The 21,946-nt window shown below is 60.3% G+C and carries 17 protein-coding genes; 9 read left to right on the top strand and 8 right to left on the bottom strand.

From position 1 onward, the window contains the following. The first annotated feature begins 111 nt into the window (after positions 1-111). From HTY61_RS11905 to HTY61_RS11915, 3 genes are read left to right on the top strand one after another with little or no spacing between them, the layout of a single operon-like run. A complete protein-coding gene (locus HTY61_RS11905; RefSeq protein ID WP_175276999.1) occupies positions 112-1,266 on the top strand; it encodes an isocitrate/isopropylmalate dehydrogenase family protein in 1,155 nt (384 codons plus the stop codon). Further along, complete coding sequence (locus HTY61_RS11910; RefSeq protein WP_175277000.1) at positions 1,263-2,318, top strand: Gfo/Idh/MocA family protein; 1,056 nt, start codon at positions 1,263-1,265, stop codon at positions 2,316-2,318. The genes HTY61_RS11905 and HTY61_RS11910 overlap by 4 nt, the downstream gene beginning before the upstream one ends. A 3-nt stretch (positions 2,319-2,321) precedes the next feature. After that, complete coding sequence (locus HTY61_RS11915) at positions 2,322-3,023, top strand: GntR family transcriptional regulator (protein ID WP_175277001.1); 702 nt, start codon at positions 2,322-2,324, stop codon at positions 3,021-3,023. A gap of 212 nt (positions 3,024-3,235) precedes the next feature. Here the strand turns inward: HTY61_RS11915 and HTY61_RS11920 are convergent, their stop codons facing one another. Continuing rightward, on the bottom strand, positions 3,236-4,555 hold the full coding sequence (locus HTY61_RS11920) for an MmgE/PrpD family protein (RefSeq protein WP_210268614.1): 1,320 nt from the start codon (positions 4,553-4,555) through the stop codon (positions 3,236-3,238). A gap of 135 nt (positions 4,556-4,690) precedes the next feature. Here HTY61_RS11920 and HTY61_RS11925 point away from each other — a divergent pair, with 135 nt between their 5' ends. From HTY61_RS11925 to HTY61_RS11945, 5 genes are all read left to right on the top strand, one after another. Continuing rightward, on the top strand, positions 4,691-6,106 hold the full coding sequence (locus tag HTY61_RS11925) for an FAD-dependent oxidoreductase (RefSeq protein WP_175277003.1): 1,416 nt from the start codon (positions 4,691-4,693) through the stop codon (positions 6,104-6,106). A gap of 201 nt (positions 6,107-6,307) precedes the next feature. Further along, entirely contained in the window at positions 6,308-7,312 is a 1,005-nt protein-coding gene (locus HTY61_RS11930; protein WP_175277004.1) for a TRAP transporter substrate-binding protein, read from the top strand. 60 nt (positions 7,313-7,372) lie between these two features. Further along, on the top strand, positions 7,373-7,894 hold the full coding sequence (locus HTY61_RS11935) for a TRAP transporter small permease (protein ID WP_175277005.1): 522 nt from the start codon (positions 7,373-7,375) through the stop codon (positions 7,892-7,894). Next, entirely contained in the window at positions 7,894-9,177 is a 1,284-nt protein-coding gene (locus HTY61_RS11940) for a TRAP transporter large permease (protein WP_175277006.1), read from the top strand. Before HTY61_RS11935 ends, HTY61_RS11940 begins: the two co-directional genes overlap by 1 nt. A 578-nt stretch (positions 9,178-9,755) precedes the next feature. Further along, the gene (locus tag HTY61_RS11945) at positions 9,756-10,787 is read left to right on the top strand and encodes a LysR substrate-binding domain-containing protein (RefSeq protein ID WP_175277007.1); all 1,032 of its coding nucleotides are present in this window, start codon (positions 9,756-9,758) and stop codon (positions 10,785-10,787) included. Positions 10,788-10,921: 134 nt separating this feature from the next. Here HTY61_RS11945 and HTY61_RS11950 read toward each other — a convergent pair whose 3' ends face one another. The 5 genes from HTY61_RS11950 to HTY61_RS11970 all read right to left on the bottom strand — a co-directional run bounded on the left by HTY61_RS11950 (position 10,922) and on the right by HTY61_RS11970 (position 17,749). Further along, entirely contained in the window at positions 10,922-13,216 is a 2,295-nt protein-coding gene (locus tag HTY61_RS11950) for a TRAP transporter permease (protein ID WP_175277008.1), read from the bottom strand. A gap of 92 nt (positions 13,217-13,308) precedes the next feature. Continuing rightward, positions 13,309-14,265, bottom strand: coding sequence for a TAXI family TRAP transporter solute-binding subunit (locus HTY61_RS11955; protein WP_175277009.1), 957 nt, complete (start codon positions 14,263-14,265; stop codon positions 13,309-13,311). 94 nt (positions 14,266-14,359) lie between these two features. Next, on the bottom strand, positions 14,360-15,832 hold the full coding sequence (locus tag HTY61_RS11960; RefSeq protein ID WP_175277010.1) for a class I adenylate-forming enzyme family protein: 1,473 nt from the start codon (positions 15,830-15,832) through the stop codon (positions 14,360-14,362). Beyond that, the gene (locus tag HTY61_RS11965; protein WP_175277011.1) at positions 15,829-16,977 is read right to left on the bottom strand and encodes an acyl-CoA dehydrogenase family protein; all 1,149 of its coding nucleotides are present in this window, start codon (positions 16,975-16,977) and stop codon (positions 15,829-15,831) included. Before HTY61_RS11965 ends, HTY61_RS11960 begins: the two co-directional genes overlap by 4 nt. 1 nt (position 16,978) lies before the next feature. After that, positions 16,979-17,749 (bottom strand): amidohydrolase family protein, encoded by a 771-nt coding sequence (locus HTY61_RS11970; RefSeq protein WP_175277012.1) that lies wholly within the window; start codon positions 17,747-17,749, stop codon positions 16,979-16,981. Between the two features lie 326 nt (positions 17,750-18,075). Here HTY61_RS11970 and HTY61_RS11975 point away from each other — a divergent pair, with 326 nt between their 5' ends. Beyond that, entirely contained in the window at positions 18,076-19,536 is a 1,461-nt protein-coding gene (locus HTY61_RS11975) for an alpha/beta fold hydrolase (RefSeq protein WP_175277013.1), read from the top strand. 84 nt (positions 19,537-19,620) lie between these two features. On the opposite strand, the gene HTY61_RS11980 is transcribed toward HTY61_RS11975, so the two are convergent. Then, on the bottom strand, positions 19,621-21,273 hold the full coding sequence (locus tag HTY61_RS11980) for a dipeptide ABC transporter ATP-binding protein (RefSeq protein ID WP_175277014.1): 1,653 nt from the start codon (positions 21,271-21,273) through the stop codon (positions 19,621-19,623). A gap of 54 nt (positions 21,274-21,327) precedes the next feature. Beyond that, entirely contained in the window at positions 21,328-21,936 is a 609-nt protein-coding gene (locus HTY61_RS11985; protein ID WP_175277015.1) for a cysteine hydrolase family protein, read from the bottom strand. Positions 21,937-21,946 lie beyond the last annotated feature (10 nt).

Genomic DNA, 21,946 nt, shown 5'->3' on the forward strand with positions numbered 1-21,946 from the left:
GCGCGGCCTTCGCCGCTCGACAAGGCCATAATTTGCGTATGCATTAATTTATGCGTTGTCAACGACATTGTTTCCGGCTAAGTCTGCGGCAACATCGGAGGACCCCTGTCTATGGATGCTCGCAAACAGAATCCGGGAGCCATTTCCGGAAACAACAAGCCACCGCGTTTCACGATTGCCGTATTCGAAGGTGACGGCATTGGCCCGGAGATCATGAAGCCGACGGTCGCGCTTCTGCGCGAAATATCCGTGGCAACCGGCGCTTTCTCGCTCGATTTCGAAACAGTCCCGGCCGGCGCCACCCACTATGCCAAACATGGCGTGTCACTGCCCGAGGAATCCATGAAAACAGCCAAGGAGGCGGATGCCATCCTCCTGTCGGCAATGGGGATGCCGGATATCCGCTATCCGGATGGAACGGAGATCTCACCGCAGATCGAGCTCAGGATGGAACTCGGACTGTTCGCCGGCGTGCGTCCCGTCATCATCCAGCCCGGACAAGGCTCGCCGCTGAAAGTGGCGGAAGAACGCGGCATTGATTTCGTCATAATCCGCGAATCGACGGAAGGCCTTTTTGCCTCCCACGGAAAAGGCCGGATCAACGACAACATCTCTGCGGAGGAAACGCTGGTCATCACCCGCGAGGTTTCCGAGAAGCTGTTCGAATTTGCCTTCAACCTCGCGCGCCGGCGAAAGGAAACCGGCAGGGGGCCCGGGCGTGTCCATTGCGTCGACAAGGCAAACGTGTTCCAGGCCTTCGCCTTTTTTCGGAGCATTTTCGACGAGGTCGCCGCGCGGCACCGCGATATCAAGGCAGATGCCGCCTATGTTGACGCCGCAGCGCTCTGGATGGTTCAACGCCCACAGATATTCGACGTCCTGGTGACCGAAAACATGTTCGGCGACATCCTTTCCGACCTCGGGGCCGGACTGATGGGCAGTCTCGGACTGGCGCCATCCGCGGATATCGGCAGCGATCACGCCGTATTCCAGCCCTGCCATGGCAGCGCACCGGATATCGCCGGGCGCAACATCGCAAACCCGCTCGCCATGATCCTGTCGGCCGCCATGATGCTCGAGTGGCTGGGCCAGAAAAGCGGCACCGCGGAAATGCAGACCGTATCGGACTCGCTTTCCGGTGCGGTCGCGGATGTAATGGCAGCCGGCAGCGCGAAGACACCGGATCTCGGTGGCACAGCCTCGACCGATGATGTTGCCGAGGCGGTGCTGGAAGCATTCAGAAACCGTACAGGAACCACGGCATGACCAAATCCGAAACGGTACTCTCCGTCGCAGTGATCGGCGCAGGCTATTTTGCCGGATTCCACGTCGACGCCTGGTTGCGCAATCCCGATGCACGGCTCGAGGCCGTCGCCGACCTGGACGTGGAAAAGGCCCGCGCGCTTCTTGAAGCGAAAGGCGCGAACGGCGTGGATGCCGTCGACAGCCTCCCCTCTCTCGACGCCCGCTTCGACATCATCGACATCGCCGCCCCGCCCGCCACGCATCTTTCTCTGATCCGGCAGGCGCTTCCACTCGCGAACCGCGCCATCATCTGCCAGAAACCATTCTGCAACTCGCTCGAAGACGCGAGGGAAGCGACCCGTCTTGCAGAGGAGGCCGGCAAGCTTCTGATCGTGCACGAGAACTTCCGCTTCCAGCCCTGGTACCGCGTCATGCGCGCGGAACTGGACGCCGGGCGCATCGGCGAGCCCTTCCAGATCACCTTCCGGCTCCGACCGGGCGACGGCCAGGGCGCGGACGCCTACCTGTCGCGGCAACCCTATTTCCAGCAGATGGAACGTTTCCTGATCCACGAGACGGCCATTCACTGGATCGACACCTTCCGCTACCTCATGGGCGAACCAAAGGACGTGTTTGCGGACATTCGCAAGCTGAACCCGGTCATCGCTGGCGAGGATGCAGGGTATTTTCTCTACCGCTATGACGACGGCCGGCGCGCCATGTTCGACGGCAACAGGCTCGCGGATCACGCGGCCGACAATCCCCGCCTCACCATGGGCGAATGCCTGGCCGAGGGAAGCGAAGGCGCGATCATGCTCGACGGGTTCGGCGTCCTGCGCTTCCGACAAAGGGGAGCGGTCGAATGGCAACAGATCGAATGCGACTACGACCGCAGAAATTTCGGCGGGGATTGCGTCTACCACCTGCAGCGCCACGTGACGGACCACCTGCTTCGCGGCAGGCAGATCGAAAACACGGCGGGCGATTATCTTCGCAACATGGAGATCGAGGAGGCATTATACCGTTCCGCAGAGAGCGGTTGCGTGATATCGACTGCAGCGGTTCGGGAATAGCGAATGGTCAATACAGGGCTCAAAGACAGATCGAACGTCGGGGACAAGCCGCAGTCCCAGACCCAGCGGGCAGTCGCCCTGCTCCGCGACATGGTCATTTCCAACAAGCTGCCTCCGGGCTCGAATCATCTCGAGGCCGAGCTTGCGGAAATGCTTGGCATGTCGCGGACACCGGTTCGCGAGGCAGCGATCATCCTGGAAGGACAAGGGCTCGTCGAGGTCCGTCCGCGCAGGGGCGTGCGCATCCTGCCCATCCTGCCGAGTGACATGGAGGAAATATATTCCATCCTGACCGAGCTGGAATCGCTGGCCGCCTACAATGTCGCCCAAAGAGGACTGCAGCCCGAAGAGCTGGCGGAGTTGCGCAGCTACATCGAGGAGATGGAGGAAGCGCTCGGACAGGACGACCGCCAGCGCTGGGCCGCTGCGGACGACCGGTTTCACCGGAGGTTGATACAGCTGGCCGGAAACGGAAGGCTGGAAAATATCGTGGCCACCTACTGGGACCAGGTACACCGCGCCCGTCTTCTGACGCTCTACATCCGCCCCGCACCGCACAAGTCCAATGCCGATCACCGGGCACTCGTCGACGCCATCGCCGACGGCAAGGCCGAGGAAGCCCGCGAGATACACCGCCAGCACCGCATCGCAGCCAAGGAAACGATGATCAACCTGATCGCGACACATGGTTTCAACGCGGTATAGCGACCAGCCGAACGGCACAACCATCGGTCGGGATTTTCGCTCGCGCCGCCAATTCGGCTGCGGGTGATGCCGAATTCATCCAGTGCCCCACGCCGAAATCCGATCAGATGCCGAAGGTAATGGCCCTGCGAAGCAGGCTCTCGCGGAACCAATCCAAGTACCGGTCCCTCGAAGTACGAGGCATCGGGTGAAAGCGCATCTGCCCACCGGGATCAGCTTGCCGCGCTGCCATCGCACAACGCACCGGTCAGCCGCTCCAGGTCGAAGTCGATCGTGTCGTCGCCAAGGATATCGACAACCGTGTCTATCGCGTTCGCGGAAAACCGGCCCCTGCGCATAAGAGTTCCGGCCTTGTTCACGAGACCCTCGACATCAAGCGGCCTTTCGGGGTCACCGAGCGCATCGACAATCTCGCATCGTTCAATGCGCCCGTCCTGCGCCTCGATCTCTATCGTTGCCGACATGTGGGCGGGATAGCGCTGGTCGCAATCCCCGGAAAAATCCAGATCCACCTTTCGCCTGAGCGCGGCGATCGCAGGATCGGAAATGGCATCCGGCTCGAAATCGGCAAGCCGGGGTTCGCCCCTGAGCAGGGCCACCGCGACCGAATGCTGTATGCTGAACCGCGCCTGGCCCGCGTTTTCCGGCTCAGCCCTGTCGCAGAACTTGAGCGCATCGCCGAAAGTCCTGATCGACACGCGCGCTATGCGTTCCGCAACGAAACGCTCTCCAAGGGCGAGCGCCGCCTCGATCGAAACATGACAATGCCGGCAGGACGGCCACGGTTTGAACGTCGTTTCGAAGATCCGCCAGGGCGCCTCGGCATCCTGACATACCGCCCGGACATCACCGTCAGGGCACATCGCGGCGAAAAAACCCTGGCTTCCTTCCAGGATCGACAATGGTCCCTCGCCGCCCGCTGCCGCCACCCGGGCCGCGGTCAGCCCGTGTCGGGCCGCATGGGCAGTGTGCAACTGCTTCGTCACCGTCTCCTCGTGGCGAAGTTGCCAAAGCCCTCCCGCCAGGCTCCCCGCATGGCCGAGGGCGTATGCCGTCTTCAACGGATCGAGGTCCAGAATGGTCGCCACCCCCGCTGCGGCCCCGAACGGCCCACAGGTCGCGGTGTTGTGCCAGTAACCGTAATGGGCGAGCCCGACAGCCCGCGCGATCCGGATCATCACCTCATAGCCGCGAACGATGGCCGCGAGCACTTCGCGTCCCCCAACTCCCTCGGTTTCGGCGCAGGCAAGAACGGGCGGGATCACGACATCTCCGGGATGTACCAGTCCCTGCCGGTCGGTATCGTCCATCTCGAGCAGGTTGCCCAAGGCGCCGTTTGCGAATGCCGCCGCGTTCTCGTCGCGCCGATTGCCATACATCGTGAAGCAGGAGCCGGAACCGGCAGCCGCGTTCAGGGAGCGAAACGATACGGCACCGCATTCCGCCGTTCCGGCCGAAGCGCAGCCAATCCAGTCGAGGAGATGAAGCTTGGCTCTCGCCAGGGCCTCGTCATCCACCCTTTTCGCCGTCATTCGGGCCAGCTCAACAGAATACGAATTCATCACCGACACCTCAGACGCACCAAGCCACATAGATTCAGTACCCCCTCTTGCAGACGTATTCAAGTGTGCTAGCCTTACGTCAGCTCAGGAGGCTCACGAACGCACATGGTGAAGTTTGAGGATGTCGATTTCGAGTTTCAGACCGATGTAGTCGTAGTCGGCGCGGGAGCTTGCGGACTCACCGCCGCCCTTGCCGCGCGGGACGCGGGAGCAGAGGTTTTCGTTCTGGAGCGTGACGCTACGCCCGCCGGAAGCACCGCAATGTCACAAGGCCTGATCTGCGCGGCCGGGACCAAGCTGCAGGCGGACGCCGGCATCGAGGACAATGCCGATCTCTTTTTCGACGACATCATGGCGAGGACGAGAGGCACGGCCGATCCTCTCGTTGCGCGCGTCGTCGCGAACGAGGCCGGACCCACGATCGACTGGATGATCGCCGCCCATGGAATTCCCTTTGAGCTCAGAGCCAGTTGGTCCGGATTTTTCGGACACAGCGCGTCACGGATGCACGGAACACCTTCCAAAACCGGAACGGAACTGGTTGGGGCACTGGTGCGGGCTACCGAAAACGCCGGTGCAAATATCGTGTGTGACGCGTTAGTCGACGAGATTTATGCACGGCCAGACGGCACCATTCGCGGCGTTTCGTTTCTCCGCCCCGACGGCGGCCGCGAATTCGTCGGCTGCAGGGCTCTCGTGGCGGCGACCTGCGGCTTCGGAGCCAATACCGAGATGGTCCGGAAATACATTCCGGACTTCAGCGCAATCGCCCACTACCGCTATTTCGGTCACGAGGGCAATGACGGGAGCGGGATTCGCTGGGGCCTGGAGCTCGGAGCCGGCACCGGAAGCATGAATGCCTTTCAGGGATACGGCTCACTGGCAATGCCTCAGTCGATTGTCGTCAATTACGACATGGTCATGAATGGCGGCTTCGTCGTGAATCTTGACGGAGAGCGCTTCTCGGACGAACTGGCCGACATCTCCGGCCAGGCGATCAACGTGCTGTCTCAACGCGACGGCGTCGGATGGATGATCTTCGACGAACGGCGCCACGAACAGGCGAAGCATCTCCCCGAATACCGTGAGCTCGATGCGATTGGCGCGTTCAAATACGCAGATGATCTCGACTGCCTTGCGTCCGTTACCGGGCTGCCGGCGGACCGCCTCAAGCAAACCGTCGCCTCTGTCGAAAACGCGATTGCCACCGGACAGAAATGCCCCTTCGGTCGAGACTTCGCCGGCGTGACTCCCCTGCGCCCGCCCTACCGTGCCGTTCGAGTGACCGGCGCCCTGTTCCATACCCAGGGCGGTTTGCTCGTCGACGAAAGCGCACGAGTCTTGCGGCCGGACGGCACTCCCCTGCCGAATTTCTTTGCGGGAGGCGGAGCTGCTCGCGGAATATCGGGCGACGGACCATCAGGATATCTTCCCGCGGCGGGTCTTTGCACCGCCGTCACGCTGGGACGCCTTGCCGGCAGGAATGCAGCGGTTACCGGAGGATCGACCGACACAAGGTAGAGCCGCCGAGTGGAAAGGGAACGCATCCGCCTTGCAAGAACGAAGCGGAGGCTTCGCTTCGCGCATTTTCATGACAACTTATTGATTTAATTTATATAATTTTTTGAATAGGTATGCAATTCTCGTTGACAGCGACCAACTGGCCGGGCACGCTTTGTTGCGTCAGACGCACCTATCCAGCCAGTCACCAGGAGATCGCTAATGAGTTATTCCCGTACCCTGACAAGAGTATCCGCAGCCACGGTGCTTGCCATCACCGCAAGCTCCGCATCCATCGCGATAGCCGACGAAAGCTGGGACATGGCATTGCCGTGGGGCGTCAATGAGTTTCACACTGTCGATGCAAAGCGCTTCGCCGAAGTTGCAGAAAAGGTCACTGAAGGCAGGCTGACCATTGCGGTGCATCCCGGCGGGGCGCTTGGCATCAAGGGCCCCGAAACTGTTCGCTCGGTGCGTGACGGCGTCGTCCCGATGGCGGACGCAGTGATGTTGCAGACCGTCGGCGAGGTTCCGATCAACGGAGTGGAGTCGCTTCCCTATCTCATCAGCAACATGGACGACCTCAAGACGCTGCACTCCATAGCAAGGCAGGACTTCGAAGCCGGGCTCGCCGCGCACAATATCAAGGTTATGTATATGGTGCCCTGGCCAGCCAACCAGATATTTTCCAAGAAGGAGCTGAAATCGCCAGAGGACTTCAAGGGCCTGAAGATCCGCACTTCGGACAGCAATTCCACTCTTTTCTTCGAGGCTCTGGGCGCCACCCCCGTGCAAATGCCTATCGCCGACGTGCTTCCCTCGCTGGCGTCCGGTGCGCTCGACGCGACAATGACGTCGATGACGACTGCGGCAGACCAAAAGTACTGGGAGTTCCTATCCTACGGCTACCTCACAAGCCATCTTTGGGCATCGAACGCGATGCTTCTCAACATGGACGCCTGGAACAGGCTTTCCCCTGAAGACCAGACGGCGCTCGACGCCGCTTCGGCGGAACTCGAACCACAGTTCTGGGCGGTGTCCGCCGGCGAGGACGAGAAGGCCATAGCCAAGCTTCGTGAAGGCGGCATGACCGTAGAGGCACCGTCGGCCGAGTTGATCGAGGCAATGCAGGAAGCGGCCAAGCCTGTCTGGGATACCGTGATCGCCAAGGTCGGGCCAAGGGCCCAGGACATTGTCGACACCTATCTGGCGGAAGTCGGACGTTAGTCACCAATCGAGGCAACGGCGCCACCCGATGCGCCGTTGCCCCTGCGGGGAAGCAGCGCCATGACCTTGTTCCTGAAGATTGCAGACCGCCTCGCGCTCGCCGGAGCCATCATCGCGGGCACTTGCCTCTGCCTGCTCGTAGTGCTCGACAGCGCCGAAATCATTCTGCGCAGTTTCTTTTCGTCATCCCTATCGTTCGTCGTGGAATACAACGGATATTTGCTTGCGATGGCTTTCCTGGGAGGAACCGCACGCACCTTTCGCGAGGACGGGCATATCCGGGTGAATATGCTGATCCAGCAGCTTCCTCCACCGGCAGCCAGGGTGCTGGATATCGGCTGCACCATCGTGGGGTTCGGATTGTCCGTCTATCTGTGCATCGCGATGTGCCGTCTCGCTTATGGCAGCTACGCTCACGACACCCTCTCATTCTTTCCGAGCCGGACCCCTTTGGCCTATCCGCAAGCTGCGGTCTCCGTCACGCTTGCCATCCTGGCGGTCGCGGTCCTGGCGCGCCTCGTCCGCCTGCTCGCCAACGATGAGCCGGCAGGCGCTGCCATCACTGGCGAGGACGGAATCTGATGGCCATCTGGATCGTAATTCTCTCGGCCGTTCTCCTTCTCGGCTCATCCCTGTGGGTCGGACTGTCGTTGATCGGAATCGGCGTCATCGGCCTGGACATATTCAAGCAGATGCCAGTACAGCGCCTTCTCGGACAGGACGTGTGGTCAAGCCTTACCTCACCGGAACTCGTGGCATTGCCCCTGTTCATCCTGATGGGCGAGATACTGTTCCATACCCGTCTGGCCGACCAACTCTTTCGCGGACTGTCGCCGTGGGTCGGATGGCTCCCGGGCAAACTGCTGCATGTGAACATCCTTGGCAGTACCGTATTCGCCGCAGCGTCCGGTTCGTCGGCAGCGACTGCGGCGACCATCGGCAAGATCACCCTGCCCGAGCTCCGGCAACGAGGCTATGACAGTTCGCTGGCAATGGGGTCTCTCGCCGCAGCCGGTGCGCTCGGGCTGCTGATACCACCAAGCCTGGTCCTGATCGTCTACGGCGTACTGACCAGCGTTTCGGTGCTGCAGCTTTTTGCAGCGGGCATCGTTCCGGGCATCCTCCTTGCCCTGTGCATGAGCATGTACGTCATCCTTCGAGATGTCTTGAATCCATCGCTCACGCCCGCAGCCGAACCGCGCATCCCCATGCGCGAGCGACTCAAGTCGATCCTGTCGCTGGTCCCGCTCTTCCTGCTTGTGGTGCTTGTGATTGGTTCGATGTATGCGGGCTACGCCACACCGAGCGAAGCTGCCGTCATGGGCGTATTCGGTTCGCTTGTTATCGCCGGAGCACAGCGCGTGCTGACGGTCAGTCTGCTTGTCAAAGCGATCGATGCAAGTGTGCGGACCAGCTCGATGATCGGCCTCATTCTCGCAGGCGCCCTGTTCCTCGCAAAAGCGCTGGCGTTCCTGTCGATACCTGCGCAGGTTGGTGCGTTGGTCGAGTCCATGAGTCTTTCGCCAATCGCACTGATCTGCGTGCTGCTCGTGTTCTACGTGGTCCTCGGCTGTTTTCTGGACGGCACATCGATGATCGTTATGACCCTTCCAGTGACTTTCCCGCTGATCGTCAACGCAGGCTATGATCCGATCTGGTTTGGCGTGTTCCTTGTACTCGTAGCGGAAATGGGTGCGATTACCCCGCCCGTTGGGTTCAATCTGTTCGTGGTGCAGAACTTGACAGGTGCCAAGCTGGGGGATGTCGGTCGCGCCGCACTGCCATTCTTTGTGGTCATGCTAGTGTTCGCGATGTTCATCACGATCTTTCCTCAGGTAGTGCTTTGGCTACCGTCGATCACATGACAAATTCGCCCGTGGCAGCATGATTTTTTCCGATCGACGAGAAAAACGCTGCAGTCACTGATGGGAATGCACCGGCGATACAGTGCCCAGAGCGCGCTAAACGGCATTTGTCTCGGCAGGCTGCCGCACCGGCGAAGACAGCCGGTTCGGGGCGGACTTGGCAGGTCGAAGATGCCATTCGGAAATCGGATCGCGATACGAGTAATGCTTTAACTTGCCAAGCTGGATTAAGGTGCTACACTTTTTGCATACGTATGTATCGCCGTTTTTTTGGGCAGTACGAAAGCCGAGGAATTGTGGACGGACATGTGAGACTGCGGACGCGGACAGTGCGTTTTCCGACCATGCAACCGGTTGCCCGATTTCGTGGCCAGACGAGAGCGCTCGACTTCCTACAGTTGGTATCCTTGACCTCGATGCAACGCGGTACTCGGCTCAATCACAAAGCCGGCACCGGCAATACAACTGGTATTTGCGCTATCCGGAAAGCGACGTGAAACGGCTGCACTAGGAGAAATTTCAATACGCATAATTTCGGCTCGCTGCATGAATAGAAGAAATAAAAGGAACAAAAGCAGATGGAGATTCCCAGGGGAAATCGTGAAATCGTTCCGCTAAATGCCCTCAGGGCCTTCGAGGCCGCGGGGCGACGATTGAGTTTTGTTGCCGCAGCCGAGGAATTGTTCGTCACCCCGGCGGCGATCAGCCACCACATCAAGGCACTCGAAATCCTGGTCGGGACACCCCTCTTCATTCGTCACCATCGGGCAATCGAACTAACTGATGCCGGTCGGGATCTTCTTGTTCCACTGACCAAGGGAATGCGCATCATAGAAGATGCGACCATGGGACTGCGCAGGGCCAATGCCGGCGGCCCGCTTCGTGTCCGCGTAGCAGCGTGCCTGGCATCGAAATGGCTCCTTCCGAGACTGGAATCCTTTTACAAGGAATATCCTCAAATCGATCTACAGGTAACGGTATCCAGCCAGATCTACGAATTCAGATACAATGAGATGGATGCCATGCTTCGACTGCGCAGGGGCGAATTCAACGGCATGAGCGTAGAACCGGTTCTATCAGAGTATGTGACGGCCGTGTGTTCGCCCGAATTTCTCCAACGCAATGGGCCAATCAACGATTACAGTGACCTTGTCGACCTGCCGTTGCTGCATGACGACAATCTCAAGTGCATCCCCACATATCCCGATTGGTATTCCTGGCTTGATGCAGCCGGCGTCCATGTTGACAAGGAATTGACCGGTCACCGTTTCGATTCATCTTCGATCGTTCTGGATGCGACTCTTGAAGGTAAAGGCGTTTCGCTGGCTCGCAGTGCCCTCGTTGCTGAGGACCTGTCCGCGGGCCGGCTCGTGCGCCTCGGAGATTTCGACTATCCGATCAAGCACGACTATTTCCTGATCCACCCGATTTCCTCTCCGAAAGTGAAGCAGATCAAGATCTTCTACGAGTGGCTCTTGAAGGAGGCAGCGAAGACCGAGCAATGCTGGTCGCGACTGAAGGCTACTGACGTCGGCATCAGTATCAGGGAAATGCCCATTGCATCGCACGAAGGAAGCAACTCACAGGCATTGGCTCCGACAGTGGTGTAACCGGTCTACCCACGAGGACTTGATTGCCAAGAATTCGAAAGGGCGCTCGAAACGATTTGCGGGCAACCACTTCAGTTCGCATGAAGCGATCCGCTTCAATTCGGCTGCGAATTTCCCGTCCGGCAGTTATGCGATCACGATTGGGAACGCGGAACCGCCACTACCACTGGCCGCCACCGGACAACGGTCCAGATACTGCTGACGAAAAACACCGCGGCAAGCAACATTACCGCCGTCCACAGGATCGGATCACGAGCGTGGATGTAGTTCGAACCGCTGAACTGGAACAGACCTGAGGTCAGCAGTACCGCTCCCCACGCCAGATACAGCGAAAGCTGAGAGAACCGTTCGCGCGCCTGCGCTCTCACCGCACCATCCTCCGCATCCGAGACCAGCATCTCCAGCAACTCATCCTCATTTCGACTTGTCTGGCCAATTGCAGCCTCTCCTTCCTTCGCCATGCGACCGCTCGCCCACCGATTCAACCAACCGCCGCCGTCCGAAACAGCCGACTCCTGTATAGGCACAACAGCTTCTTGGCGACGACGGGATTTGCGCCATGAATAGGCCGCCCACAGTGCAATAGCCACGAGCCCAGCCAAATCGGTCGCAGGCTCGGGGATAAACAACAGCAACGATCCAATCGCCCCAACCAGACGCTCGGTCACGTTCAGCCCGGCGAAAAGATAGCCGGTAGTCACAGCCGCAAAGCCGATCAGCGCCAGCAATGATGTTATAGAAACCGTGGCGATCTCGCCCCAGCTTCCTTCCAACAGGATCGCGGGGTGATAAACGAAAAGAATCGGAAGAAGCAGGTTGGAAATTCCGAGCTTGGCCGCATAGAAGCCGGTTTCGATCGGCTTTGATCCCGCGATCGGGGCGGCCGCATAGGCTGTCAGGGCAACAGGCGGAGTAATGTTGGATGCAATGCCGAAATAGAAAGCGTAGAAGTGGGCAGCCATTTGCGAGATGCCGGCAACTTGCATGATCGGAACTACGGTTGCCGCAAGCGTGAGGTATACCGCAGCGGCGCTCATGCCCATGCCCATTATGATGGCCATTACCCCGCACAACATAACCAGTATCCACAAGTTGCCGTCGGCCATCCGAGCGGCCTCTTGGGCGACCTGAAAACTGAGTCCGACCGCGAAAATCGCGCCGAGCATTATTCCGGCCGCTGCAGCCGTCGCTGAAAGGCCTGCCGTCGATCGCGCCGTCTCCTCAATCGCTCCCATCAGTCGTGCCGGGTCCAGGCGGCTATTGCTGCGCAGGATGCCTATGATGAACGTGGTCGCAATTGTCATAACGGCGACAAAGACGATGGAATACCCCAACACGAGTGCTACACAAATCACGATCAGCGGAATCAGGAAGTACCCTTGCTTGCGCAGCATAGGGCCGGCGGCCGGCAGCTTCCCGCGTGGCAGCGGAGCCAATCCGTACTTTCGCGCCTCAAGGTCAATCGTGACGAACATTGTCATGTAGTAAAGCAGCGCCGGAATGGCCGCAGCGGCGATAATGGTCAGGTAGGACACCCCCATCAGATCGGCCATAATGAAAGCGACGGCCCCCATGATCGGAGGGCTGATCATGCCTCCGTTCGAAGCCGCCGCTTCAACGCCGCCGGCGAAGGCACGCCGGTAGCCCAGCTTTATCATCAGCGGAATGGTGAATATGCCGGTGGTCACGACGTTGCCGATAGCGCTGCCGGAAATCGTACCGAGCATGGCCGATGATACAACCGCTGCCTTGGCCGGCCCCCCGCGACGGTGGCCGAACAAGGCGAATGCCAACCGCGTGAAAAACCGGCCGCCGCCGACGGCGTTCAAAAGGACGCCGAAAAGGATGAAAAGCACGACATATTGCGCCATGACCGTGACCGCCACGCCGAAGATCCCGGCATTGCCGAGGAAGATCGTCTGCAGCAGGCGCGTCGGCGAGGCAGGCGCACCGTAGAACATGCCGCCGAAATGATCGGACGTCAGGGCGTAGGCCATGAGCACGAGACAGATGACGACAAGGACGCCCCCTACCGCGCGCCGGCATGCCTCGAGGATCAGCGCGATGAAAATGACGGATGTCACATAGTCGACCGGCCGGAAAATCAGCGTGCGAATGGACCACGTCTTGATTTCCATCATGAAGTAGATCGTGCACCCGACGCAGGCGCACAGGGCAAGGAAATCGAGAACGCGGCCGAACAGATAGGCCGGATGGTCCCGGCGCAGGAGGGGCATGGTCATGAAGACGATCGCCAGCGCGGTGTTGACGTGCAGCGCATTGAGCAGCTGGCTGTCCGGCGAACCGTAGATACCGATATACAGGTGAATGAAAACGTAGAAGGTGCACAGGACGGCGACAAGCCAGTGAAACAGCGCATCGACTGCGCGCATGCGTTGCCTAGAAAGCAGGGTCTCGGTCGAGGTCATGGAAGGCATAGGGCCGCGTCCCGCGTTTGATCCGCCCGGTTCGAGCGCTCATCCGTCCAGCCGGGCCCGGACGGATGAGGCCATGCGGTCTGCTACTTGATCAGACCGATTTCCCGATAATAGCGCTCCGCCCCGGGATGCAGCGGAACCTCGTTGTTGGCGAGGACGTCCTGATCGTCGATCTGCTCCGACCCGGGAAACAGGCCGTGGAACTGCTCGTATTCCTCGTACATCAGCTTCGTGACCTGATAGACCAGATCATCGGAAACATTGGCGCTCGTGACCAGCTGATTGACGTAGAACGGAACCTTCACGTCCTCGTCCTGGTTGGCATAGGTGCCGGCCGGAATCGTGTAGGGCGTAATTCCCGGCAGGATTTCACCGAGCCTGGCAAGGACTTCATCGCTCATGTCCACCAGTTCGAAGCCCGGCGAACGCTCGATCTGTTGCAGCAAGCCATAGGGTACGCCGCCGGAGAAGAAGCCGACATCCAGCCGGCCGTCCTGGAAGGCCTGGATCTCGCCGCCGTAGTCGACCGTCTCGGTAACGCCGCCAGCTTTGCGGATATCGTCGATTTCCAGGCCGTGCGCCTGAACCACCGGTTCCACGATCTGGTAGAAGAACTGCGCTTCCGGACCCGTCCATACGCGAACCGGCTTCTCCGAGAGTTCCGTCAGGCTGTCGATAACGCCCGGACGCGCAATGGTCTGCAGGGTTGAACCGTACAGCGTGATGATGTGCCGGACATCGGGCGTATCGACGTCGTATGCGCCGCGTCCGTCGGCAATCTTCTTCACCAGCCAAGTGTAGGCAATGTTGAATTCCAGCTCGCCGAGCTGAAGCATGGCCTGAGCCTGCTCACTGTCCGAGGGAACCACGGAGGCGCGGACGCCTTCGACGTTGTTGTTGATCAGCTCGGAAAGCTTGGCGGAAAAGAGGGGATAGGTTCCCGCCAGTCCGCCGCCGATCCGTGCAAACTCCTCCGCATTCGCGCTCCAGCCGGCCATCGATACCATGGCGGCCAGGACAGTCGTCCTAAGGATTTTCATGATGCATTCCACCTCTTCTGTTTGCTCCCTGTCCAATCAGGTTCACCCACGAGCTTTTCGAAGAGGTCGTGAAATGACTGAATTGAACCCCAACTCACGGCATAGCCGCGAGACGTTTTCCGAGATCGGCCTTGATCACCTTCCCGCCGGAATTTCGCGGCAGTTCATCGATGAAGTGGATTTCACTCGGAATCTTGTAAGGCGCGAGCGATGCGCGACAGTAATCCGCAAGCTCCTGGTCGGAGACCCGGTCTGCGCCCGCAACAACGAAGGCGACGACCTGTTCGCCCAGTTCTTCCGAAGGCTTGGGCACGACCGCGGCATCCGAGACATCGGGATGCGATATCAGCAGCGCCTCGATCTCGGCGGGATAAATGTTGACGCCACCACGGATGATGATGTCCTTGGATCTGCCGGTGATGAACAGGTATCCGTCGTCATCGACGTAGCCCAGATCACCCGGCAGGTACCATCCGTCCCTGAAGTAGCGCGCCGTTTCCTCGGGGTTGTTGAAGAACCCGTCCGGATGCCAGGGCGCGGACTGCCTGATGTGACCGATTTCGCCGATTGCCAGCGCATTTCCCCGATCATCGCAGATCCGGATATCCGACCCCAGGATCGGCCGACCGACCGACGGCGCGCCAGTGCCGCCCTCGTCCGCATTGAGCACGGAGACGCCGCCGCCCTCGGTCGAGGCATAGAAGTTCACGATGCGCGAATTGACAGTTCGCAGCAACTCGTCCCGTTCCTTCGGATGAAGGGCCGATCCGCTGCATATCACGAAACGGAGGGAGCGCATCGCTTCCAGCACATCCGGGGCGGAATCCTTGATGCGCCGCAGCAGGGTGGGAACAAGAAACGTCGTCGTCACTCCGTATCTGCGGACAAGCGCCTCGATATCGCCCGGCCGATATGGCGGCTGGCAAAAGACGATGGTCGCACCGCCCAGAAGATAGGATAGCGTAAACCCGCGTCCCCCGCCGAAATAGAGCGGCGTCGCGCAGAGGAACACGTCATTCGGGCTGAAATCCAGCGACATCCATTCCGAATAGTGGCGCAGGAACATCTGGCGGTGCGTTATCCGGGGCCCCTTGGGAATACCGGTGGTGCCGGAAGACAGCGACATCAGCAACGGTTCATCCGGGCTGAAATCGGCGGGCGGCGTGAATTCATGCCCGGCCCCGGACGTCACCATGTCGAACTCGATCACCGACGCGGACGTCAAGACACAGCTCGAGGGCGTGTCGGTAATGACGTAGGATGCACCAAACGCCCGGGCCACATTGTCCTTTTCTTCCGATGTCCAGCGCACGTCGAGCGGCAACAGCACCGCGCCAAGCCGAATGATTGAAAGCATGGCGATCACGTGATGCACGCCATCGCGCATCGTCAGGCCCACGACTTCGCCCCGTTTCACGCCAAGATTCTGCAGGAAGCCGGCATAGCCATCGACCGCGGACCGAAGCTCGCCGAAGGTGATTGCATGATTATCGTCGCGCAGCGCAACGCGTTCGCGACGGCGCTCCGAATTGAGAAGTATGCATTCCGCAAGGTTCGAACGGATCACAATCCCATCTCCCGTGCAATGAGATCGCGCAACATCTCGTTTGCCCCTTCCCCGAATGTCAGGAGGCGCGCATCCCGCCAGTATCTGTTCATGTCGCTTTCTTCGAAATAGGCCGTGCTCGCCATCATCTGCATGCCGTGATGGGTGACATACTGGAGAGCCTCCGACGCGAGTATCTTGGCGGCGGCGGACTCGCGTCTGCAGCGTTCGCCGCGGCTGATCCGCCAGGCAAGGTTGTAGAGTACGAAACGCGCCTGATCGACGCGCATCTGCATATCGACCAGCCGGTGACGGAGAACCTGAAACTGGCTGAGCGGCCGGCCGAACTGCTCCCTCTCGCAAACATGCGCATGGGCCAGATCGATCGCCGCCTGAGCCTGACCGATGGCATTCGCCGCCTGACCGGCCCGGCTGTACTGCAGTGTCGACATCAGAACCCGGAAACCGTCGCCAACCTTCCCGATGACCGCATCTTCCGGCACCTCGACATCGTCGAACTCGATTTCGTAGGAGATCATGGAGTTGTTGCCGATCTTGGGAAGCGGCTCCATCCGGATGCCGGCCGCATGGCGCGGCACCAGCATCATGCTCACACCATCCTTGCCGGTGCTGCCGGGATCGGTCCTGCAGGGCGTGACCAGATAGTCCGCCATGTCCGCGAGGCTGATCCATACCTTGCGCCCGCGCAGCCGCCATCCGGCGGAGGTCCGGGTGGCCCGTGTCGATATGGCCGAGGCATCGGTACCGGCCTGCGGTTCTGTCAGCGCGAGCGCAAACTGCAGCTCGCCGGCGATAAGCCTCGGGAGAAGTTCGGCCTTTTGCGCTTCCGTTCCAGCCGTCAGCAGCGTCATGCCGCCGAAATCGACATTGACGGAATAGAGCGAAGCCGCGATCGACGCATGGCGACCAAGGCGCTCCTGGATGAGCGTGACGGTCGGCCAATCCCATTCCAACCCGCCATAGACTTCCGGGAAGGGAACCCCGAGAATTCCCAATTCTCCGAACTGCCTGAAAAGATGGCCGGGAAACTCGTGGGCGAGGTCGTACCTCCGGACGGCATCAGGCGGCAAATTGCGTTCCATGAAACGGTCGATGGAACGCAGAATCTCCGATTGCTCGTCCGTGATCGAGAAATCGAAAGCCATCTCAGCGGTCCCCCGCAGGGCCGAGATTGAAGAGCTTCAGCGCCGTCTCGCGCATCAGGGCGGCATGGGATTCAGGCCGCAAACCGAGCTCCCCGATCTCGCGAACGCCGCGCACCGGCTCGATTACGGGCCAATCCGTACCGAATAGAACCTTCCCGCGCCCATAGGTATTGAGGTAGTGGACCAGTTGGGGCGGCCAATGTTTCGGCGCGTAGGCATCAACGCCGATGTAGATGTTGGGATGTTTCCACGCCATGGAGATCATCTCGTCCGTCCATGGCACACCGATATGAATGCCGATGATCGGCAGTTCCGGAAAATCGATGGCAACCTGATCCAGCGCAATCGGCCTGCCAACCGAGGGCAAACGCCGCTCCTGCGAGTAGACCAGGTTGTGGCCTACCTGCAGCATCACCGGAATGCCAAGTTCGCAGCACTTGGCGTAGTACGGATACCACTTGGCGTGATCGGGCGCATAACCGAACCAATGCGGATAAAAATGCGCGCCGACGAATCCATATTCGCGGACGGCGCGCTCAAGATCCCGAAGGCCGGCCATCCCGCGGGTGGGATCGAGCCCGGCGAGCCCGTGGAGACGATCAGGATATGCCGCACAAACCTCGGCCACGCGCTCGTAGGGGATTTCGAAGGAACCCTTGACGTTGAGGTCCCCGCAACGAACCGCAGCTATGAAGGTCCGCTCGATACCGGCGGCATCCATGCGACGCAGATATTCATCCATCTCGACGCCGCCGCGATCGGCCTCTGCCATCCTGATCTGCGTCTTGAAGCTGTCGTCCAAACCGGTCTGATCATTGGCAACTTCTCGCGGCGTGAACAAATTGCTTATTATATCAATTGCTTGAACCAAGTTCGGAACTCCATGGACATCTGTAGACTACAGACTGGTCCATCCTCGATAGTGGCTCAACAAACAAAAACTGCACTTTGGATTAGACTTTCTAAGGCAAAAGTTTTTCTGCCCGAATACGGGTTCCCACCGTCCGCCCCCGATCAAGCCGGGCTAATGCAGCGCGTGATTTTTCTAACTTTACGCAGGTCTTCCTTCGGCGCCTTAATCGGATCCGGAGGATCGAGATGGAAGACCAGAAGACTCAAAGCCATATCGTTCGCGTCGGCGACCGGAACCTGCATCTGCGCATTCTTGGCGACGGCCCCCCAGTCGTACTCCTCCATGAGTCGCCGCGCAGCAGCATGGCGCTGATGCCGCTCGCATCGCTCCTCGCACCGAGTTTCACGGTCCTGGCAATCGACACGCCCGGCTACGGATTGTCGGACCCGCTGGATATCCGGAACGCGGAGATAGAGGACTTTGCCGACGCGATCGCCTCGTCACTGAGGACGCTGGGACTGAAAAGGGTTCCCGTATACGGAACTCACACCGGCTCGACGATCGCCGTCTCCATGGCGGTTCGCCATCCCGACCTGGTCACCGGTGTCGTGCTCGACGGATACCCGGTTTTCAGCCAGCATGAACGCGACCTTCACGAGACATGCTACCTGCCGCAATTCCCGCCGGCCTGGGACGGATCGCATGTCGCCGCGCTGTGGTCGCGCGTCCGCGACCAGTACGACTTCTTTCCCTGGTACCTGCGCGGCAATAGCAGCAGGCTGCAAACACCGCGCCCCGACCTTGCCAGGCATCGGGCCGTGTTTCGCGACTTCCTGTCAGCGGGACCGGCCTATTCCATCGCATATGCCGCGTCGTTTCGTTTCGACGCGTCGGAGCAACTGGGCAAGCTCAACTGCCCGTTCCACATCATCGCCCGCGAAACCGACCTCCTGCATGGCCACCTTCAAAGGCTGCCGGAACTGCCCGCCGGCGCGAGCGCCTCTTCCTGCCCGGCCGATCCCGTGGAATGGAAGCTAAAGATCGAGCGCCTCCTGCACACCATGCCGGGAGACAAGGCACCGCCCGGTTTCCCGGAGCCGAGCCGCGTCGATGGCGGGACGAAGGTTGTGATGGACGGGTGGCTGTTTCTCGGGTTCCACGGGAATACCGGGAGCCGGAACCCGCTGGTCCTGTTGCATGACCTGCCGGGATCCGGAAACCTGATGGCCGACGAAGCGCGGCGACGTTCCGATGATGGTCTCGTGATCGTTCCGGAGCTTCCCGGCTGCGGCATCACAGAGGTGTCCGGCAGCGGGCGGGCGGACCTCGCAAGGCTTGCCACCCTGCTCGAACGGACCCTCGACATTGCAGACGCGGAACGGGCCGAGGTGGAAGGCACGGGATTGTCTTTAGACATAGCCAAGGCATTGGCCGGAATGTCGCCGCGCCTCGAGGCAGCCGAGAACAGGGGTGGTCCGGTACCTCGCGCGAGCGTGCCGGATGCGCCCCTGCCGCCCCGTTGGGATGGCGCCGATCTCATGGCGGCCTGGTACGAGACAAGGGAGACGGAACTTGCCCGGGTACAATCCGTTGGCGGTGTGGCGGGCATGGACCTCGACCGCCTGCACGCCGCATTCGTCGCGTGGTACCTGTCCGAGGACAATTACCGGTCGCTGAAATCAGCGGCAGAACAGCTGACAACGTAGCGCACGGCGCGCAAGTGCATAAGGATATTCACCTGCCAGGCGCGATCCGGCATCGCCGGGGCATTCGCAACACATGCTTCGTTTTCAGTGCTGCCACGTTCCCCCGGGAATGGATGCAATCAATTGACGCGTATAGGTACTTTTCGGACAGTTGAATATCTCATCGGGGGTTCCGCTTTCGACGATCTCTCCGGCCTGCATGACATGGACCTGATGAGAGATCATGCGCACCACCGCAAGGTCGTGACTGATGAAGAGATAGGACAGGCCGAGATCGACCTGCAGTTGGCACAAAAGTTCCAGGATCTGGGCCTGAACTAGCACGTCGAGTGCGGATACGGCTTCGTCGAGAACGACCAGCTCGGGCGATAGCGCGAGCGCGCGCGCTATGGCCACGCGCTGGCTCTGGCCTCCGGAGATTTGATCCGGGCGCTTCTCCGCGACCGACAGAGGCAGGGCAACCTGTTCCAGCAACTCGTCCACCCTGGTTCTGCGATCAACCGCGTCGCCGTAGCCATGCAGGAGCAACGGCTCCTCGATGGACTCGCGAACAGTGTAACGCATGTCCAACGAGCCATAGGGATTCTGGAACACGGGCTGGACACGCTTGCGGAAATCCTTCAGCTGGCCGGTGGACAGGTGGTTGATTTGCGCACCGTCGAATATGATGTCCCCGGAAGTCGGCTCCTCCAGCTTGAGCAGCAACCTGGCCGTCGTCGACTTGCCGGAACCGGATTCCCCAACCACCGCGACCGTTTGCCCGCGCGGAATGGTGAAACTGCTGTTCTTGACGGCAACAAAGGGTTTTCCCTTGCCGAACCATTTTCGGCGCCCGGAATAGACCTTCCTGACGTTGATGAACTCGACCAGATCCCTCCCCGGGGCGGTTTCCGAATTGCCGCCGGCCCTGGCCGGGAGACCCGGCGCAAGCTTCTCGGAGCGCAAGGTCGGGGCGGCTTCGAGCAACCGCTTCGTGTATTCATGCCCGGGCCGTCCGAGGATTTCGGCGGCGGGGCCGCTTTCGACGACATCGCCGCGATACATCACGAGTATCTCGTCTGCCCGCTCCGCGGCCATGAGGAGATCATGAGTGACAAGGATCAGCGCGGTACCGAGCTTGCCGGTCATCCGGTCCAGTTCATCGAGAATGACCTTCTGGACCGTGACGTCGAGCGCACTGGTCGGCTCGTCGGCGATCAGCAGTTGGGGGCCGCAGGCAAGGCCAATGGCGATCAGCACCCTTTGACGCATCCCGCCCGACATTTCATGTGGATACTGCCTAAAGCAGCGCTCGGGATCATGCAGGCCGATCATCGCCATCAGTTCGAGAGCCGCGTCCCGAGCGGCCTTGCCGCGCATCCGGCCATGCACTTCGAGCGCCTCGCATAGCTGGTCGCCGATTCTCTTGAGCGGATTGAGATTCGTCATCGGGTCCTGCGGTACGCGACCGATCTGCGCCCCTCGCAACTCGCGCAGGTCGGCTTCGCCAAGGACGGAAATGTCGCGGTTGTCGAAGAGTATCCGCCCGGATGCCACCCGGCCGTTCTCCGCGAGCAAACCGTTGATGCTCGCCGCCACGGTGCTTTTCCCGGATCCGGATTCACCGACGATCGCCAGCTTCCTGCCCCTGTGCAGGGTCAGGTTGAAGTCACGGACCGCGGAAAATGTTCCCGCGGCAGTCTCGAACTCGATGCTGACATTCTCCATCGCCAGCAGTGGCGCTGTGCCTTCGTTCATCACCGGACTATTCCCCAAGCCGAGGCCTCGACAGGCCGTGAATGGCCGCGGCCCCTACGCGGCCCAGGCCCGCTCCACATCGGCGATATCCACTGTCACGCCGAAGAACCAGTCGATGGTGTTGAGGGCGTGATCGTTGCGCTCCTTCGTGAATTCCGCGACCGCGTCGCGGACCACGAAGGTGCCGTAGTCCCGCTGACCGGCATCGCGCGCGGTCCCCTCGACGCAGATATTCGTGGTGACTCCACAGATTACCACGTTCCGGATGCCCGACGCGGTAAGTACCGGCTCAAGCCTCGTACCGTAGAAGGCGCTCGGCCTCGACTTGTCGATCACGACCTCGTCCGGCCGGACCTCCAGTTCGTCAATGAGCTCGATTTCCGCCATGTCGTAGCCGAGCGAGTTCATGTCCCTACGCTTCTGGTCCATCTCGTTGCGGATCACTCCGAAGTCCGCCATGCCCGCCGAATAGACATAGCGGGTGAAGATGACCGGCACGTTGGCGGCGCGGGCAAGCTTGACCAGCCTGACAGATCCCGGGATGGCCGCCCGCAACGCGGTTACATCCAAGCCACTCCTGCTCACGGTATCGTCGCTGCTGAAAAAGCCGCGCTGCATGTCGACGACAATCAGCGCCGTATCCTTTTTTGTGAGCTCAATCATGTTCGCATTC

The sequence above is a fragment of the Oricola thermophila genome, assembly GCF_013358405.1.
Taxonomy (GTDB): Bacteria; Pseudomonadota; Alphaproteobacteria; order Rhizobiales; family Rhizobiaceae; genus Oricola; species Oricola thermophila.